This window comes from Marinobacterium iners, from assembly GCF_017310015.1.
GTDB lineage: Bacteria > Pseudomonadota > Gammaproteobacteria > Pseudomonadales > Balneatricaceae > Marinobacterium > Marinobacterium iners.
In genome coordinates this window covers 815,139-832,013 of record NZ_CP022297.1, presented here as the reverse complement: position 1 = coordinate 832,013, position 16,875 = coordinate 815,139, and the positions used below count along the sequence as shown (strand labels likewise).

Annotated in this window: 17 protein-coding genes; 10 read left to right on the top strand and 7 right to left on the bottom strand. The window is 52.6% G+C overall.

Going from position 1 to position 16,875, the window contains the following annotated elements:
- Positions 1 to 49 precede the first annotated feature (49 nt).
- From csm6 to CFI10_RS04045, 5 genes are all read right to left on the bottom strand, one after another.
- A complete protein-coding gene (csm6, locus tag CFI10_RS04065) occupies positions 50 to 1,357 on the bottom strand; it encodes a CRISPR-associated ring nuclease Csm6 (RefSeq protein WP_206839689.1) in 1,308 nt (435 codons plus the stop codon).
- Positions 1,358 to 1,442: 85 nt separating this feature from the next.
- Positions 1,443 to 3,161 carry a radical SAM protein gene (locus CFI10_RS04060; RefSeq protein ID WP_206839688.1) on the bottom strand — a complete coding sequence of 573 codons (1,719 nt, stop codon included), beginning with the start codon at positions 3,159 to 3,161 and terminating at the stop codon, positions 1,443 to 1,445.
- Positions 3,162 to 3,341: 180 nt separating this feature from the next.
- A complete protein-coding gene (locus tag CFI10_RS04055) occupies positions 3,342 to 3,683 on the bottom strand; it encodes a hypothetical protein (protein ID WP_206839680.1) in 342 nt (113 codons plus the stop codon).
- A 952-nt stretch (positions 3,684 to 4,635) separates the two neighbouring features.
- The gene (locus CFI10_RS04050) at positions 4,636 to 4,812 is read right to left on the bottom strand and encodes a hypothetical protein (RefSeq protein WP_206839679.1); all 177 of its coding nucleotides are present in this window, start codon (positions 4,810 to 4,812) and stop codon (positions 4,636 to 4,638) included.
- 223 nt (positions 4,813 to 5,035) lie between these two features.
- A complete protein-coding gene (locus CFI10_RS04045) occupies positions 5,036 to 5,173 on the bottom strand; it encodes a hypothetical protein (protein WP_206839677.1) in 138 nt (45 codons plus the stop codon).
- A 1,212-nt stretch (positions 5,174 to 6,385) separates the two neighbouring features.
- Here CFI10_RS04045 and CFI10_RS04040 point away from each other — a divergent pair.
- The 10 genes from CFI10_RS04040 (at position 6,386) to CFI10_RS03995 (ending at position 13,888) form a co-directional block, all read left to right on the top strand.
- Positions 6,386 to 6,583, top strand: coding sequence for an excisionase (locus tag CFI10_RS04040; protein ID WP_206839674.1), 198 nt, complete (start codon positions 6,386 to 6,388; stop codon positions 6,581 to 6,583).
- Entirely contained in the window at positions 6,556 to 7,728 is a 1,173-nt protein-coding gene (locus tag CFI10_RS04035; RefSeq protein WP_206839672.1) for a site-specific integrase, read from the top strand. The genes CFI10_RS04040 and CFI10_RS04035 overlap by 28 nt, the downstream gene beginning before the upstream one ends.
- A gap of 293 nt (positions 7,729 to 8,021) precedes the next feature.
- Positions 8,022 to 9,383, top strand: a complete 1,362-nt coding sequence (locus CFI10_RS04030; RefSeq protein ID WP_206839670.1) for a tyrosine-type recombinase/integrase — start codon at positions 8,022 to 8,024, stop codon at positions 9,381 to 9,383.
- 510 nt (positions 9,384 to 9,893) lie between these two features.
- Complete coding sequence (locus CFI10_RS04025; RefSeq protein ID WP_242530100.1) at positions 9,894 to 10,121, top strand: helix-turn-helix transcriptional regulator; 228 nt, start codon at positions 9,894 to 9,896, stop codon at positions 10,119 to 10,121.
- 11 nt (positions 10,122 to 10,132) lie between these two features.
- A complete protein-coding gene (locus tag CFI10_RS04020) occupies positions 10,133 to 10,270 on the top strand; it encodes a hypothetical protein (RefSeq protein ID WP_206839661.1) in 138 nt (45 codons plus the stop codon).
- Entirely contained in the window at positions 10,267 to 10,725 is a 459-nt protein-coding gene (locus CFI10_RS04015; protein ID WP_206839660.1) for a CHC2 zinc finger domain-containing protein, read from the top strand. Before CFI10_RS04020 ends, CFI10_RS04015 begins: the two co-directional genes overlap by 4 nt.
- Entirely contained in the window at positions 10,718 to 12,289 is a 1,572-nt protein-coding gene (locus tag CFI10_RS04010) for a hypothetical protein (RefSeq protein ID WP_206839658.1), read from the top strand. Before CFI10_RS04015 ends, CFI10_RS04010 begins: the two co-directional genes overlap by 8 nt.
- 10 nt (positions 12,290 to 12,299) lie before the next feature.
- Positions 12,300 to 12,701: a TubC N-terminal docking domain-related protein gene (locus tag CFI10_RS04005; protein ID WP_206839656.1), complete on the top strand. Its 402-nt coding sequence runs from the start codon at positions 12,300 to 12,302 to the stop codon at positions 12,699 to 12,701.
- 60 nt (positions 12,702 to 12,761) lie between these two features.
- A complete protein-coding gene (locus tag CFI10_RS04000) occupies positions 12,762 to 13,148 on the top strand; it encodes a hypothetical protein (RefSeq protein ID WP_206839654.1) in 387 nt (128 codons plus the stop codon).
- A 563-nt stretch (positions 13,149 to 13,711) separates the two neighbouring features.
- Entirely contained in the window at positions 13,712 to 13,888 is a 177-nt protein-coding gene (locus tag CFI10_RS03995) for a hypothetical protein (RefSeq protein ID WP_206839653.1), read from the top strand.
- A 106-nt stretch (positions 13,889 to 13,994) separates the two neighbouring features.
- On the opposite strand, the gene CFI10_RS03990 is transcribed toward CFI10_RS03995, so the two are convergent.
- Together CFI10_RS03990 and CFI10_RS03985 are read right to left on the bottom strand one after the other, a co-directional pair.
- Positions 13,995 to 14,912 (bottom strand): ADP-ribosylglycohydrolase family protein, encoded by a 918-nt coding sequence (locus CFI10_RS03990; protein WP_242530099.1) that lies wholly within the window; start codon positions 14,910 to 14,912, stop codon positions 13,995 to 13,997.
- An 835-nt stretch (positions 14,913 to 15,747) separates the two neighbouring features.
- On the bottom strand, positions 15,748 to 15,918 hold the full coding sequence (locus tag CFI10_RS03985; protein ID WP_206839644.1) for a hypothetical protein: 171 nt from the start codon (positions 15,916 to 15,918) through the stop codon (positions 15,748 to 15,750).
- Positions 15,919 to 16,875 lie beyond the last annotated feature (957 nt).

Genomic DNA, 16,875 nt, shown 5'->3' with positions numbered 1-16,875 from the left:
ATCCTAATCATCAAATCAGCTCATTAAACCAACTCGATAGCGTTAATGACTAAATAAGTTGAATTTGATGGGCAGGCAATAAAAGCCCCAAGTACGCATCTACTCCCTTGGCTGCTTTGCGTTCCTCGCCATCCTCTTTCAATGTGGCCACTTTACATACATTCACGGTTGGACGGCCCTCAGTCTGCTCTAATGCCTTGCGGATATCGGTCATCATCCGCTCAATCGATTTCTCGCTGATGACTCCGTCTTTGGAGAGGGAACTAAAGAGCTTGGGGCTCTGATGAAGAGGAATAAGGTCTGGATTTTCTTGTTTTAGCCTAGCAATATACTTTTCGACATACTCTGCAGGCGCCTCCCAGCTGTTACCTATCAGGCTTTCGAAATCCCTTATACCCGTAACTTCACCCATTAGCTGCCATAGTGCCTGCGTCAAGGCATGCTCTTTATTACCAAAAACTTCTTTTTGATATGAGAATGAGTTTTCATGGCTATCTCGTGCGACTAGGTAATACAACAGATAACTATCAAAATTCCGGATTGGCAATACACGGCCATTGAGGTCAACGGATAGATTTTTAATATTAAATGTCAGTTTGATCCGACTTGGATCTAGGGTAACCTGATAAATATCCACCAACTGTTGATAGCTCAGATTATGAAAAGCATCCGAATCTGTACTCACTAATGCATTGCTGAGCTGCACAAACGGAATTGTGGACAACTCAATTTCTGCTTTGCTCGCATCCAGCACACCGGTGACATCTCCGGTTGCATAGCTTTTTACTGTGATATTAAAAGGCTCTGGTTTCGGATACCAAAAACCTGGGACCTCATAGCCCGGTTCCACCAGAACATGACTGAGCTCATCATTCGCACTCGCGAAGAATGAGAAGATATTGCCCATATAAAACGACATACTCTTTCGCCCACCGGCTAAGGATGCATGTATTGAATCAGGGCGCTTTTTGCCTTTGCCTCGTGGGTGGGTTATTTCACGAATCTGTCGTGTCAAAAAATCAGCCATTGCTTCTTGATGCTCAGAAGTCCGTATATCCTCGAGCTCAACGCCCGCTGAATTCGTTACAATACGCACCTCAATCTTAGCGCCACTGATAACCGGCAGGTTATAGTCCCGACACAGATTCGAAACTTGCTGTTTCAAGCCTTGTTTTTCGATCTGGCCCTTACCATGTAGGGTTGTGAATATCACGACCTTATTCGGGAAATTTTCACGGTCTTTCAAGCAATAGAGTGTTTCGGTCACAACGGCCGGAGATGATCCCGCGACACAGATCAGCCAATGGTCACTTTCGACCGGTCCATTTGAATTAGCGACGTTCATTGTCGTTGGCATAACCTGCCCCTTCATCTCGTTACCATCAGCTCCGTATTATGAACAGACCCGGGTATCATTGTGTTGCAAACAAATTTGTTGGTATTCATGCCAGCCGCATTCTGGTGCTTATATACGAAGCTAGGGGTTCTGTCATTGGCTTCAATTGCTCATCATCCAAGGGAGTATCAGATCTTACAAAGAACAGCCCACTCTCAAGGTTATGGCTGATGGATAACTCTGATTGCCGCACAAAACTGGACCGCCGCAAACGGTAAAAAAAGATGGACCAGTTCAAGTTTAAACGCTGCTCATACCCCTGCTCTGCCAGCTGTTTCAGGTACAAGTCCGGGTCAATGACCTTCTGGCTTTCGCCAGAAAAATGCGTCGTGACCAATCCTGGCTTGAGCGGATCAAAACTGTAAGCCTGCTCGATTTCCAGTGCGTGCTGGTCGTAACTATTGCGGCTTAGCTTGTACACAGTGGAAAAATCGTCGCCTGCCTGACCCACCAACGTCAGGTAGATCTCGTTGAAGTCCCGTCTGCGCTCCAGCCTTTCCTCCAGTGAAAGCTTTCTTTTGAGCTGCTCTATAGCGCTGGATGAGGCCAGATAGTAATAAAACTGCTCTTCTTGAGTCAGATAGTGATTACGAACAATGATGGGACTGTCATCACCATAGTACTGTGCCATGCGTTGAATTTTTTGATCGCCTTGCGTGATCGCCTCTTCAAGCGCCACAGTTTTCAAATCAAAGTCTTCATCCGAATGCAGGAAACAGGGAAAGTATTTCAGCTCTGCAGTAAAGTTAGCGTCACGATTTACGGTGCAGGTGTTGCAGCCTCTGGCACAGGTACAATGCTGGAATTCAAGCTCCAACTGTGTGTCTGCATAGCGATACACATCACGCCTGAAACTCCGCTCTGTAAGAGTCAGCTGGTCACTTAGACGCTCGCGCAGTGCATCCAGCCGGTAGAAGTATCCATACAGATGATTCAGCTCTTTAGTTAACAGCAGCTCCAGAAACTTGATCCGCGTTGCGCCAAGCTGTAACGCGTAATCCAACACAGCCTGGATGGCTTCATCTGACGTATTGAGACCTTTTAATAGAACAAAGTTAAGCTTGAAAGGGATACCTGCCGCTTGCAGCTTCAGCAAATTTTCTTTTACGCGGCGGTGCTCGTTGTGACGAAGTGGCGCGTTCGGCTTTTGTATATCCTGCACAATCTGGTTGTAGGCATGCTCTTCAAGGCTATGCATCGAAATGTTAAAGCGCATTTTGCCAGGATAGGCTTGCAGGCGGGCCAAAAGTTTTTCGGTCAGAGCCAGCCCATTGGAAACAAACGTGATGTCAGGCAGGTAGCCTATTGATTCCATGTAATCGAGACAGGCAACAATCTTATTCGGGTTGAGCAAAGGCTCTCCGCCGGTAAAGGTAAAATCCTGATAATTCAACTCATGGAATTGCCGCAGAACGTCAAATAGCTGTTCCTGTTGGGCAGCAGCACGTGCTTTGCCCATCTCCATGCCTTCTTCATGGCAGAAGAAGCATGCGTAATTGCACTTTTCAGTGATCGAGAAACGAACAGAAGGTTGATAGTGTACCGACTTGAAGAAGCGTTCTGAGCCAGATTCCTGATAGCCGGCATGAGTCAGGCGATCTACCGGAGGGGATGCTCCTTCACTGAAAAACAGCTCAATCCGTCTCAGATTTTGATCTGCCAGCTCTTTCTCTAATTCAATCAGTGCGGGGAGAGGATCACCTGTTGGAAGCCGCGTGACTTCAACATGAGCTGTTTGCCCGCTCTGGGATAACTGGTAGTCCATGAGTTAGTGTCGTCCTTTTCAAACAGCTACCTATCGCCTACAGATTACACAACTATCCAGCCAACGACAATTTATCTCATCGAGGATGAAAAACACCCTCGTTTCCAAGACTGACATAACCTATACCTGCACACAGACTCCAGAGCCTGAACGGGGTTGTAAGCCCCCTCCTTATCCGTGTTAGCCTTTAACCACCAATCCAAACTCTGCAGCCTGATCACCCTCGTTTTCGTCAAACATGCGGCAGGCTAGGCGCTCCTGCTTCAGTGTCGCCAGCGCAGAGAAAAAGCAGCTTTCGCACAAGTGCAGCTCGTATCGGGCTCCATCATAGCGGGATCCATACCCCCAATCAGCTTTGAGCACGCCAAATTGAGGGGTATATCCACCTCCGTCCGATGTGCTGTCACCACAGACATCGCAGCGGTCACCTGTGAGCAATATGACAGAGCCAAACGACAGATCATGTCGCTGCGCTGGATGAGCGTCGGGCATCGCCAGGATTTTGAAGCATTTCTGACTCACATAAGCAGTTGGCCCAACGCCTGCTGGCACACTTTGGGTAGGAATACGCTTGTACACACCTATACCCGCGTATCCGCAAGGTGATCCACGCCGCTGGCGTCTGATTCGGACTCCAGAAGACGGGGTATCGTGGAGCTGATGGATGATCGCTTTGGGAACCCATAGGTGCAGGAGCTGCTACCAAACTGGTGGCTGTGATACTGGATAAGTGTCGAAAATTCGACATTTCAATCACACTGGGGCCGGAGGCGATCTCAGGCACGAACCTCCAGCATGGTGCCGTTCATTCCTGCGCCAGTGCCAAGCTTGTGTCGAATACTCGACACTTCAACCCAAACCGGTTCCGGAGTTGATCTCAGGCACGAACCTCCAGCATGGTGCCGTTCATTCCTGCGCCAGTGCCAAGCGGGTGTCGAAGACTCGACACTTCAACCCAAACCGGTTCCGGAAGTGATCTCAGGCACGAATCTCCAGCATGGTGCCGTTCATTCCTGTGCCAGTCCTAAGCTCATGTCGAAGAATCGACACTTCAGTCTAAACTGGAGCCGGGGGCAATTTCAGGCACTGACCTTCACATGGTGCCGTTCATTCCTGTGCCAGTGCCAAGCGGGTGTCGAAGACTCGACACTTCAGTCACACTGGGCCGGAGGCAATCTCAGGCACTGACATTCGGTACGGTGCCGTTCATTCCTGCGTCAGTCCCAAGCTGGTGTCGAAGATTCGACACTTCAATCACATTGAGCGGAGGTGATCTCAGGCACGAATTTCCAGCATGGTGCCGTTCATTCCTGCGCCAGTGCCAAGCTGGTGTCGAAGACTCGACACTTCACCCCAAACTGGTTCCGGAGGTGATCTCAGGCACGAATTTCCAGCATGGTGCCGTTCATTCCTGCGCCAGTGCCAAGCTGGTGTCGAAGATTCGACACTTCAATCACATTGAGCGGAGGTGATCTCAGGCACGAATTTCCAGCATGGTGCCGTTCATTCCTGCGCCAGTGCCAAGCGCGTGTCGAAGACTCGACACTTCACCCCAAACTGGATCCGGGGGCAGTTTCAGGCACTGACCTTCAACATGGTGCAGTTCATTCTTGGCCAGCCTCAAGCTGGTGTCGAAGACTCGACACTTCAATCACACTGGGCCGAAGGTGATCTCAGGCACGAACCTCCAGCATGGTGCCGTTCGTTCCTGACCAGTCTCAAGCCCGTGTCGAAGATTCGACACTTCAGTCCAAACTGGATCCGGGGGCAGTTTCAGGCACGTACATTCGGTACGGTGCAGTTCATTCCTGCGCCAGTCCCAAGCTGGTGTCGAAGAATCGACACTTCAGTCCAAACTGGATCCGGGGGCAGTTTCAGGCACTGACATTCAGTACGGTGCAGTTTATTCCTGCGCCAGTGCCAAGCTGGTGTCGAAGAATCGACACTTCAACCCAAACCGGTTCCGGAGGCAGTTTCAGGCACTGACATTCAGCATGGTGCAGTTCATTCATGCGTCAGTCCCAAGCTGGTGTCGAAGAATCGACACTTCAGTCCAAACTGGATCCGGGGGCAGTTTCAGGCACTGACATTCGGTACGGTGCAGTTCATTCCTGCGCCAGTCCCAAGCTCGTGTCGAAGAATCGACACTTCAGTCCCAACTGGATCCGGGGGCCGTTTCAGGCACGAATCTCCAGCATGGAGCCGTTCGTTCCTGACCAGTCTCAAGCCCGTGTCGAAGAATCGACACTTCAACCCAAACCGGTTCCGGAGGCAGTTTCAGGCACTGACATTCAGCATGGTGCAGTTCATTGATGCGTCAGTCCCAAGCTGGTGTAGAAGAATCGACACTTCAGTCCCAACTGGATCCGTAGGCCGTTTCAGGCACGAATCTCCAGCATGGAGCCGTTCGTTCCTGACCAGTCTCAAGCCCGTGTCGAAGATTCGACACTTCAGTCCAAACTGGATCCGGGGGCAATCTCAGGCACTGACATTCAGCACGGTGCAGTTCATTCATGCGTCAGTCCCAAGCCCGTGTCGAAGAATCGACACTTCAGTCCAAACTGGATCCGGGGGCCGTTTCAGGCACGAATCTCCAGCATGGTGCCGTTCGTTCCTGACCAGTCTCAAGCCCGTGTCGAAGATTCGACACTTCAATCCAAATTGGATCCGGAGGCAATCTCAGGCACTTACATTTCTGCCAGAGATACCGGACCCAATTCAGACATTCGAGCACTTCATCCATAATTACCTATCACATCTTGAGAACTCAGGGCCGGGACCATTAAAGGATGAGATGCTCACGAGGCTTGATGCTCTGCAGTGCTACCCTGCTGCACCAGAGCTCATCGAAGTTATAGCTGATGACGTTATCGGTCACACAGTAACTTATGCTGCATGAAATTAGACAGCACAACTGGCATATGGAAAACGGCGGAATCACTTCTCGCAAGTGAGGGATTTCACGACCAGACTACTGCCAATTTTTTGGCTTTCAAAATATAGAACATTTAGATTTCAAACTCACATAAGCTTATCGTTAATAGTAAAAAACCATAACCTCATAAAATATAAGTGACCCTCTAATTATTGCGTTTTTTCGGCAATTTCACCGCTCTACATCAGACTCTCTTGAAATAGTATCTACATCCAGTCATCCGGGTGACTTTCACTGAAAAGGTTAAGAATCAATTTAAAGTCAGAGATCAGGGTAGAGAGCATCGCATATGAAGGTAAAACCAATCAGCTTTGTAACCAAGAAAAAGCTGGCAGAGCTCACTGGTTACACTGTTGCAGCAATTGAAACAAAAGTCCGTGACGGTGTATGGCGAGAGGGGGTAATCTACGTGAAGTCGCCCGATGGCCGGCTGCACTTCAATTTGGAGGAGTACGAAAATTGGGTGCAATCCGGCAAACAGGCCTGAAAATCAGGCCTACATCTATCCTCGTCCGCTTCCAGTACCAGGGGCAGCGGTATGAGGAAACGGTCCGCATGAAGCCGACACAAGCAAACATCAAAGCTGCAGCACGGATGCGTGCCGAGATTCTCAGGGAGATCGAGCTAGGTAGCTTCACATTTGCAAACTGGTTTCCTGATAGCAAACACGCACAGAAGGAGAAAAAAACTGACAGCACATTCGAACAGGTTGCACAGACCTATATGAGTAGTCTGATGTTGGCAGACTCTACGATTATGGAGTACAAAAAGGTCCTCCGAAAATACTGGGTGCCAGAACTGGGGAGTATGCTGATACGCGACATCCGGTTTTCGGATTTAATCGAGGTCGTTAACAGCATTCCCTGGTCTTCAGCCAAAACACGGAACAACGCATTAACTCCGCTGAGGGGATGTTTCAAGTTCGCAGTACAAGATATGCAGATCGAACGCGATCCATCGGAGTATTTGAAGAACCAGAAGCATATCAAACCAGAACCAGATCCATTCACCCTACAAGAGCTCAATATGATCACCGGTTGGCTCGACAAAAATGCCCACCCATGCGAAGCAAATTTGATTGAGTTTGCTTTTTGGACCGGCCTGAGATCGTCAGAGCTTTCAGGCCTGATGTGGTCTGATGTTGACTGGCAACAGTCTACAGTCAGAGTACAACGTGCCCGGGATCGGTCTGGAGGTGGTTTGAAGCCGACAAAGACCTATGAAGTTCGAGATGTGGAGCTTAATGCCAGAGCCAAAGCGGCGCTTCAACGCCAAAGGCGATGGTCTGAACTACAGGCTAAGGAGGTGTTCATTAACCCCAATACCGGTGAGCATTACATGACCAACAAGGCAGTACGCACTTTCTTCAAGAAGGCCTTGAGGAAACTGGGGATTCGACACCGCCCTCCCTACAACACGCGCCACACGTTTTGCACGCTGGCATTGATTGCAGGCGCAAACGTAATGTGGGTCAGTAAGCAAATGGGGCATTCGACAACTCAGATGACACTAACCCGCTACTCTAAGTGGATAAACGGAGTCACGACAACCAGCCAAAGCAAGATGCTGGATGCACTCAATGACAGTGATAACATGAACGAAACTAATAATTCGGAGGTCGTGAACGGTTAGCAAATATAAGGCTGTGGGACAATGATGGGACAAATCCCACACTGAATGCTGCTAACCTATTGAAAATAAATCAAATAAATGGTCGGGACGGCAGGATTTGAACCTGCTACCCCTTGCACCCCATAAAAGAAAAAACCATTCCCAGCAAATCCAAGCCATTCCACCGAACATACGTAACTATCTGAAACTAAAGCATTATTAAAAACTCCTCGTCCTTATCGTTCCCATTCGTACCTAGCTAAGCTAATCTCAAATGGCAACCGAATGGCAACCAGCTTTGGGATGGGTACAACATGGCTTCAATTACTGACCGTCAGATCAATGCGAAACCCGGCACAGGAAGCCGGTGGCTGAGTGAGAGCGTTATCAGAGGTCATGGCGCCCTGACTGTGAGGATCACCCCCAAAGGCGAGCGCATTTTCTACTTCCGGTATATCGATAGCCAGGGCAAGCGGGTAACGATGCCTATCGGCAATTACAGCCGAGAGGAGAAGTTGGGCTGCCTGACATTGACACAAGCCAGACTCAGGGCCAAAGAGCTTGCCGGTCTACACCAGAGCGGCATTACCAATCTGCGTGAACACCTTGAAGCGGAGGAACAGCACAGGCAGGCAAGGGAGGAAGCCGAGCGCATCCGTCTGGAAAGAGAGAACCAGCTTCACCGTAGCCGCATGACGATCAACGATCTGTTTAAACACTGGATGAAGGTTGATCTGATCCGCAGAAAAGACCGAGGTGAAAGTACCCTACGCCTGTTTACGATTGACGTGCTGCCAAAGATAGGCCAGCTTGCAGCCGAGGATATTCGCCGCAGCCATGTTACCCAAATCACAGACTCAATCATGGCAAGGGGTGCGCCCCGTATGGCAAAGGTAGCTCTGTCCGAAATGCGGCAGATGTTCCGCTTTGCTGTGGTGCGTGAAATTATCGAGGCTGACCCTACCGCTGCCATTGCCAAAGCCAACATTGGTGGCAAAAACATGGAGCGTGACCGGGTACTGTCGGAGGAGGAAGTTCGCTTACTGGTAAAACAGATGCCAGACGCTGGGCTGATGCCAACAACCGAGCTGGCTGTATGGATCGCTCTATCCACCGGCTGTCGAATTGGAGAGCTACTGTCTGCTGAGTGGGGGCATATCAACATTGAGCAGCACACTTGGTACATGCCCAGCACCAAGAATGGTAAACCGCATACTGTTTACCTATCTGACTTTGCAGTACAGCAGTTCAGAGCGTTGCAGCAGCACACTGGTTCAGGCCAATGGTGTTATCCGAACAGAAATGGCACCGCTCCGGTATGTCCCAAAACCGTTAACAAGCAGCTTCAGGATCGACAGCGTCAGCCAGACCAAGACCGTATGAGTGGCCGCAGCAAAAGCAGCCAGGCTCTGTTGCTTCCGGGCGGCAAGTGGACACCGCACGATCTGAGGCGCACCGCTGCAACGATGATGGTTGAGGCCGGTATTCTGCCCGAAGTGGCCGAACGCTGCTTGAACCATGCCGAGCAAAACCGGGTTAAGCGGACATACCAACGCCACAGCTACGCTGCTGAGATGCAACACGCGTGGCAGACGCTAGGCCAACGGCTGGCGGTACTGACTCAGCCTGAGGGCAGCAACGTAATCAGCGCCAGCTTTGGCAAACAGGCAGGCTGACCCCTTAAATCGAGGGGCCAGCTTTGGCAGCCGATCAGCCTGACGAACACTTCAGATGACGCGATTTGATGAGCAGGTGACAGTCTCGCGGCGTTAAGAGGCAGGTGCCAGCTTGATACTTTCTAATATTCCCATGGGCGCAAAACTACCCGTAAGTACGCGAAACGACTCCAAACGCCTCTATTGGGTTGAGAAAACCTCACTCTTAAAGCACAGGTTCGATGGGCAGCAAAAAAAATAGCAAAAACAGTCCCAATCGGTATGTATAATGCCAACAAGTCTTTGCAGGAGACGAAGAAAAGCCCTGGAGCTTGCGCTTCAGAGCCGATTTTCCTCCCCACAGCAGCCGCTAACTGCTTGGCAGAGATGTTAAGTAACCTAACTTACATTGCCAAAGTTATCAGTGAACTTGTGGTTCAGTCAAGCTTTGCTTGTAGCCATATCGGTCTCATGCTGTCCCATAGCGTCCAAACGTGAGGGGCAAGATGGCTTTGGTTGAGGAGACGCAATATGACCGCAACCCCCGAAATGCTGCAACAGCGTGAACTCCAGATTCTGCGCCGCCGTCAGGTGGAAGAGCTGACCGGCCTTGGCCGCAGCACAATCTATCGTGAAATTTCCCTCGACCGCTTCCCGAAGCCCATCAAACTGAACCCCAATGGCACCAGTGTTGGTTGGCTGGCAAGCGAGATTTATGCGTGGATCGAAGCGCGTATTGCTGACAGCCGTGTGGCCTGAGGGGGTGTGATATGAGAAAGGAAGCAGCGACCCGCACCACACAGGCCGCCGCCGTCAAGCAGATGCTCATTATAGCACTGACCGGCTGGCCTATCGAAACCGCGACCATCCTTTTCGTGACCGCTATTCACTGGGGGCTGATCCGATGACCGCACCGCTCAAACAACCACACCAGCGTCACCCGCTGACCGCCGCCGATCTGCTGGGACGGCTCGACAGGGTAAAGCCCACCGGCAAAGATCGTTACATGGCCTGTTGCCCTGCACACCAGGACAAAAGCCCGAGTCTGTCTGTCCGCTTCGACACCACCGATGGCCGTGTGCTGATGCACTGTTTTGCGGGTTGTGAGATCAGCGACATTTGCGCCGCCATTGGCCTTGAGGTGGCCGATCTGTACCCGCGCACCGACCGTCCGCACTATGCCGGACTGCCCGACTGGAAGCGCCGCCGTCTTGAGGATGCAATGTCCCACCTGAAGCTGCTGATCCTGATGACGGAGAACGCTCAAAAGGCCGGACAAGCACTGTCCGATAAGGATCAAGCCGACTATCAGCAGGCAGTTGCACGAGTAGCCAAGATCAAGGAGGTGCTGCGCAATGGGTGATTATCTCGATGTGCTGGAAGAGATCGATGCCATGCCGGTGCCGGAACAGCAGAAACCGGATGAGGATCGCCGCTCCCAGGCTGACCGCTTGGTTGAATACGCCAAGGCAAGGGTTGTGCTGTTCCATGACTGCAACCGGGATTGCTACGCACTGGATCAGGACACTCAGGAAACGCGCCGCCTTGACTCCCGCGCCTTCAAGGACTGGCTGGCCGCTGGCTTCTACCAGGAAGAACAGAAGTCCGTTAAGTCCCAGTCCTTGACTGAAGCGTTAGGCACCTTGGCTGCCCTGGCGCGGTTTGAAGGTGAGGAGCGCACCGTTAACCTGAGAGTTGCCAAACAGGGTGGCCGCTACTACCTGGACCTATGTGAACCAGGCAAAAGTCGGGCGATTGAGTGGAGCAGTACCGGCTGGCGCGTGGTTGAGAATCATGGCGTCCTGTTTGTGCGTGGTGAGGCAATGCAGCCGCTGCCAGTCCCTGCTGCAAACGGCTCGCTCGACCCGTTATGGCGTATCTGTAATATCCCTGCTGCCGACCGGCCACTGGTGATTGCTTGGCTGATCGATGCACTGCGACCGGATACCCCCTTCCCCGGACTGGAGCTTATCGGTGAGCAAGGATCAGGCAAAAGCACTGCGTCCGAGTCACTGCGCCGACTGATCGACCCGAACGGCTGCAATCTGCGAGGCGCACCCAAGGCCACCGAAGATGTGTTTGTTTGTGCAGGCGTCAACCACTTGGTTGCATACGAAAACCTGAGCCACCTAACCGGGCCGATGCAGGATGCCATGTGCGTGCTGTCTACCGGGGGCGGGTTCGCCAAGCGCAAGCTGTACTCGGATGCAGATGAGAGTGTTATCAGCGTTCAACGCCCCTGGCTGGTGAATGGGATCAGCGCATTGGTTACGGCACAGGATTTGCTCGACCGGACGGTTTGCATTGAGTGTCCCGTGATTAAGAGCCGCACCGCTTCGGCTGACCAGTGGGCCGATTTCGAGCGCGACCTTCCGGCCATACTGAGTGGACTGTTTGACCTGGCAAGTGCTGCTCTGGCGCTGCTGCCGACTATCTCGATTGATGCAGCCGACCGGCCACGGATGATCGAGTATTGCGCCCTTGGGATGGCACTCACTCGGATCAGCCACCAGGACGAAAGGCTATTTCTCGATCTGTTCAAAGGCAACCGCCGTGAAAGCATATCCCGCACCATAGACAGCAGTCCCGTCTGCACCGCGATTATCGAGGCACTGGAACACCGCAAAGAGATCAACGCCCCGGTGAAGGAGATCATGCGCATCCTGGAGCAGTACCGGCCTGAGCGTTGCGATTCCTGGCCGAAGTCTGCAAAGGGGTTGGGCGATGCGCTGCGCCGATCAGCACCTGCACTGCGCCAGCTCGATATTGAGTGTGACTCAATGGGCAAGATAGGCGGGGCTGTCCACTGGTGTATCAAGGTAAAGTTACCGGATCAAAGTCCTGCAAGTCCTAAGTCCTGGCATGAGGAGGTAAAACAGCAGGACATAGGACATTCAGGACTTCAGTCCGCAAAGTATACCCTGTGAGGTCTGGCAGATGAGCATGATTGACACCCTGGCTCAACGCGGACTGATCCTGCAAGCCGATGGCGATAACTTGCAGGTACAGGCACCGGAGCCGCTATCACCGGATCAACTCAACTGGCTATCTCGACACAAGCAGCAACTACTGGATGAGCTGCGCGGCATCCCTGCTGCCAACGACACAAGCATGATGCTGTACTGCGCGGCTGATCTTGATCTGCCCCTGCTATGGGACGATCAGGTTTGGATCGATGGACTGATTCAGTACCGATCAGAGCATGAAAGGCAGGCGTTGCTGACAGAGTACCGGGCGCACTGGCTGGCCACTGCTGGCGCACCTGAGTTGAAATCGTACCAGCGTGACAATGCAGGACGGTTTGCTGCTAACACGTGGCTGCGGACGCGGCTGCACTAACCCAATCAGGGCTGCCGATCTGGTGGCCCTATCCTTCCCCGAACGTATGAGGTAATGACGATGAGCACAGGCAGCATGTTTGGGTATGACCAGATCATTACCCGGCTGCTGCCAAACCTTCCGGGTATGCTGGCGCTGGATCACTGGCTGACGCAGCTCACCCCGCATAGAATATCCACCGACCATCCAGCGAACGGGAGCGGCTTCACAATGCGAGATAACGCGGATCAGTGTGTGGCGTCACGGAACAAGCAGCTCGACATTGAGGTTGTTATCAAGATCAATGGGCGTGAACAGACCGCCCTGAAGGGCAAAGAGACTGCCGGTATCCTCGCCCGACTACTGGGCTTGAAGTGGCGCACGGTACAGAAGCGCAGGCAGCGAGGCAGCGACTGGCGTACAGCACTTGATCCGAAGCTGAAGCGAGCACCATCGCCTGATCTGTAGCAACTGGCTCCGATCTGGAACCAGCTCCAGCATGGAACCCGCTTAACGGTCTGAAGGGTGCCCCGAATCAGACCCCCAGGCACCGCAGCCAGCACTAAATCAGGAACAGCTCCAGAGGGGCTGCAAATCACCGCCTCCTTGACCAGCACCAGCAGGAGCAACACTTTCAGTTGGCCCTAATGTTGGCCCCATCGTTGGCCCTGCCGGATACACGAAAGCCCGCCACAGGGCTTAGAGTGACCTGCTGATCTTACCCGCATCTCAAATCCGACCAAGCCGGTAATGGCTAGATTCCATTGCTTACCGAGCTGGCGCTTCAGATTCTGGCGGCTGGTCAGGGGTGCCCTGTATCTGGGCCTCCCTCATCACCGGCTGCTGATCCTCATCCTGAAGCATGAGCGTTAAGCACCGCACGCCGCCTTGCCGTTCCTGCTGCTTGCCTTGCGTCTTATCTGTTGGATTGCTCATTCCGTTTACCCCATCTGGATTTAAAATCCGATATTGCTCTGCCGCCAGCCTTCGCGCATTCTGTCCATTCACCCACTGAACGGAATCAGGACACTATGACAGCCACAGACAGATCAGCAAAGGCCGGTATCTGGAGCCGGATCAAATCGAAGCTGAAGCCGCACAAGAAGCCACCAGAGCCGGAGTCGGTGACCCTCCCGGCATTCGATACCTACGACAGGGAAACAGACCGCTACATGGAGATTCGATACACCCGAAAGGACAGCGACTGAGCGGCACTGCTGGCGCTGATTCACCGATTACCAGGCGAACATTCACCGAACACTGGATGACGCCTCCCCTTTTCCACAGACTGCGTAAAAGCCCAGGGGTTACATTTCAAATGCTGCCCTTGTGGTCACTGGGCTGGATAACTTCCATTCCCTGATTGATTAGAGACTCTGCTGCTTCAATGATTCTCTGTCCTTCCATGAGATCGCCAACCCACTCTGGTGGTATTGAGTCAAAGCCGTAATAAGCGCCAGCTATCTGCCCGCATACAGCGCCAGTAGTATCGGCATCATCCCCCAGGTTCACTGCTTTCAGCACCGCATCATGGAAACTGTCCGTAGTTTCAAAGCACCAGAGTGCCGCCTCCAAGGACTCCACAACATACCCGCTGCCTTGAATCTGGCCTTCCTGCTTATCGAGGTATGACCGGTTTGCAATGCCAGTAATCAGCCCAGAGCAGCCCAAGTGGGAAGCGTTTTGAAACAGCTCGGCCTTTTCTTCTGCGCCGTGAATCGCCTTACACATCACATGCGCCATCAGCTGACAGGCTTGTATCGACTCCTCTGCCTGGTGTGTTGTTCGTGAAGACTCAGCAGCAAAACGGGTTGCCTCATCTGGCCGGGAAAGGTAGTACAGAACGACCGGAGCCAGACGCATGATGGATCCATTCCCTGCCGACAAAGGATCATCAGAGCCCGCAAAAGGATCACCGGTACGCCGGTATCGGCTCATGGCCTTGGCCACCGTCTTGCCAACGCCAAAGGCTCTTTCACGGGTCGAGTTGTAGCCTTCGTTACCCCAGCGCCAATACCGTTCCATCTGGTCTCGAGCATCAAAGCCACGGCATTCAATCAGGCTATCAGCCAAACACAGAGCCATGGCGGTATCATCGGTCCATTCACCCAGGCTCATCTTGAACTTGCCACCTGCTGCCATGGTAGTGACCGGAGTAAAACGCCCCCTTTGGCAGAACTCCACCGGTGCGCCCAGAGCGTCACCAACCGCTAACCCAACCAGTGCGCCCATTGCTCTATCCCTGCTGAACATAATCAGAACCTCTAACCCTTGATGTTGCCTTCATAATACCGGCATCCCGGTAGTTTGAGACACCGTGTCACAAACCTGCTGGCGCTGCCGGATAGTTCCGCGTAGCCGGAACCTTTGTTCCGTGAATCCGGAACTTTCACCTGCCGATCAACCAGCGGATCAGCCGGTAACGATCAGGTAACGCCGCCACCGTTACCACTCAGGCAAAACTACCGAAACAGTAGTTTTGGGCGCAAAGGTAACGAATCGTTACTTTTGAACAGCGCCGCAGCAGATCACTACACAAAAAGGGTAGTGATCCATTGACCTGATTTTTCAGGTGAATGACTGACCCGGTTTTTCGGGTGAGCCACGTTCCTGAGTTTTCATGAGTGATCCCACAAAGATTTGAAATCCGAATGGGCTTCCCCAGATTTGGGGATACCCGGAGCCAGCGCCGATATTGCGCCAGCTTCCAGAGTTACCGATGCCGGGATTCCGGTAACACTTCAGCCAACACACCAATCAACATGCCGGAAGCCTGTAGCCATTCCGCATTGAGCGATACTGCAACACACCTTCTAACACACCAGCAACACACCTGCTGCCGATCTCGACTGCTGATTATTCAGCAGTGCCTTTCCCCCCCAATGGGGTAAAAGCCCGGAACCAACTTCCTCAGATTGAGGACGTTACCGATATTTCGGGAGCGTAGATGCTTGCGCATACCAACTCCCCCCAATGGGGGAAGTTAATCAGGCCATCATTCAGCAGCCGATTAACCTCCTACGCCGCAGGGAGTTACCAAATGCCTAACCACCAATGGGGAGCGGTATCAGGAAGCGACCAGAGCGCCGTTCTGTTGCGGGTATGCTGGCGCATGGATCAAAGACGAACGCACCGCACAGGGCCAGAATGAAAGGCTCGCACCAATCACCACAGCCATACCTGCCATGAACAATACTGAGCGTTGCAGGCGACCGGCACATTGATAGAAAAATATCATGGGCACGGCTTTTGCTTATTACTTGATTGTTGCAGGGCAATGCAACCGTATAGCGAGGCGAACAGGGTATATCAAAAACCATGCCTGAAATCAGGTTGCAAGAATCGTCATTGTTATTAGCTATCAACCTGTAATTCGCTGGCGCTGAATCGTACCCACTGGCGCACCGTTGACCGCCGGAGCTGTTGCCCGCCCCGTAATGGCTGCCCCGGTAGCGGAATCCCGCTATCGACCTGCTGGCGCTGGATCAGGCAACGAAGGGGGTAGCGAAATGCGATACCCCATCGAACGATCCCGATATTGGGTAGATTCAGGCTGGAGTCGCAAAGCACGACACCAGACCTCGAAGGGGGTAACGAAACGTGACACCCCACCGACAGCTTGACCGACTCCAACCATGATCGAGGGGTGGACAAAACGTCCACCCTGCTGACCCTAACCTCCAATGGAGGATGAACAATCCGAAGGCTGGTCGAGTACAGATCAGCGCCAGCTATCGAAAGGTTGTGGCCCCAGCGAAAACGATAAGGGCTGAAAGTACGAACAGAGGTTCGAACAAGTTTGGTACGAATTGGAGTTCGTACCGACCGGCACAGCGAGCAAGGTTCGCATTGAGGTTCGCGGCTTCAGGTTCGCAGTAGAGTGCAAACCAACCGGGCAAGGTACGCACCAAGGTACGCAGGGAAGTGCGCACAAAATTGGTACGCATTCAGGTGCGCACCGCAGCGTTAACAGGTAGTGGTTAACACCGAAGTTAACAGGCTCACGCGCACGAAGGAAACACTGTTACCAGCGAAGGAAACACCCCTACGCGCAAGACGATCAGGCCACTACAGATGCAACCGCTTCAGGAAGCGTTCAAATACACCGAGCTGGTTAATATCTGACTGACTAGTGTCACAAGACGGGCATAAGCATTGGTGGCCGCTTATGACATTCACCACCGGCACAAAGCGC

Excerpts from the sequence above, each read along its gene's own strand:
- csm6 (WP_206839689.1), bottom strand. The coding sequence starts at position 1,357 with ATGCCAACGACAATGAACGTCGCTAATTCAAATGGACCGGTCGAAAGT.
- CFI10_RS04060 (WP_206839688.1), bottom strand. The coding sequence starts at position 3,161 with ATGGACTACCAGTTATCCCAGAGCGGGCAAACAGCTCATGTTGAAGTC.
- CFI10_RS04045 (WP_206839677.1), bottom strand. The coding sequence starts at position 5,173 with ATGAATGAACTGCACCATGCTGAATGTCAGTGCCTGAAACTGCCTCCG.
- CFI10_RS04040 (WP_206839674.1), top strand. The coding sequence starts at position 6,386 with ATGAAGGTAAAACCAATCAGCTTTGTAACCAAGAAAAAGCTGGCAGAG.
- CFI10_RS04030 (WP_206839670.1), top strand. The coding sequence starts at position 8,022 with ATGGCTTCAATTACTGACCGTCAGATCAATGCGAAACCCGGCACAGGA.
- CFI10_RS04025 (WP_242530100.1), top strand. The coding sequence starts at position 9,894 with ATGACCGCAACCCCCGAAATGCTGCAACAGCGTGAACTCCAGATTCTG.
- CFI10_RS04020 (WP_206839661.1), top strand. The coding sequence starts at position 10,133 with ATGAGAAAGGAAGCAGCGACCCGCACCACACAGGCCGCCGCCGTCAAG.
- CFI10_RS04015 (WP_206839660.1), top strand. The coding sequence starts at position 10,267 with ATGACCGCACCGCTCAAACAACCACACCAGCGTCACCCGCTGACCGCC.
- CFI10_RS04010 (WP_206839658.1), top strand. The coding sequence starts at position 10,718 with ATGGGTGATTATCTCGATGTGCTGGAAGAGATCGATGCCATGCCGGTG.
- CFI10_RS04005 (WP_206839656.1), top strand. The coding sequence starts at position 12,300 with ATGAGCATGATTGACACCCTGGCTCAACGCGGACTGATCCTGCAAGCC.
- CFI10_RS04000 (WP_206839654.1), top strand. The coding sequence starts at position 12,762 with ATGAGCACAGGCAGCATGTTTGGGTATGACCAGATCATTACCCGGCTG.
- CFI10_RS03995 (WP_206839653.1), top strand. The coding sequence starts at position 13,712 with ATGACAGCCACAGACAGATCAGCAAAGGCCGGTATCTGGAGCCGGATC.
- CFI10_RS03990 (WP_242530099.1), bottom strand. The coding sequence starts at position 14,912 with ATGGGCGCACTGGTTGGGTTAGCGGTTGGTGACGCTCTGGGCGCACCG.
- CFI10_RS03985 (WP_206839644.1), bottom strand. The coding sequence starts at position 15,918 with ATGATATTTTTCTATCAATGTGCCGGTCGCCTGCAACGCTCAGTATTG.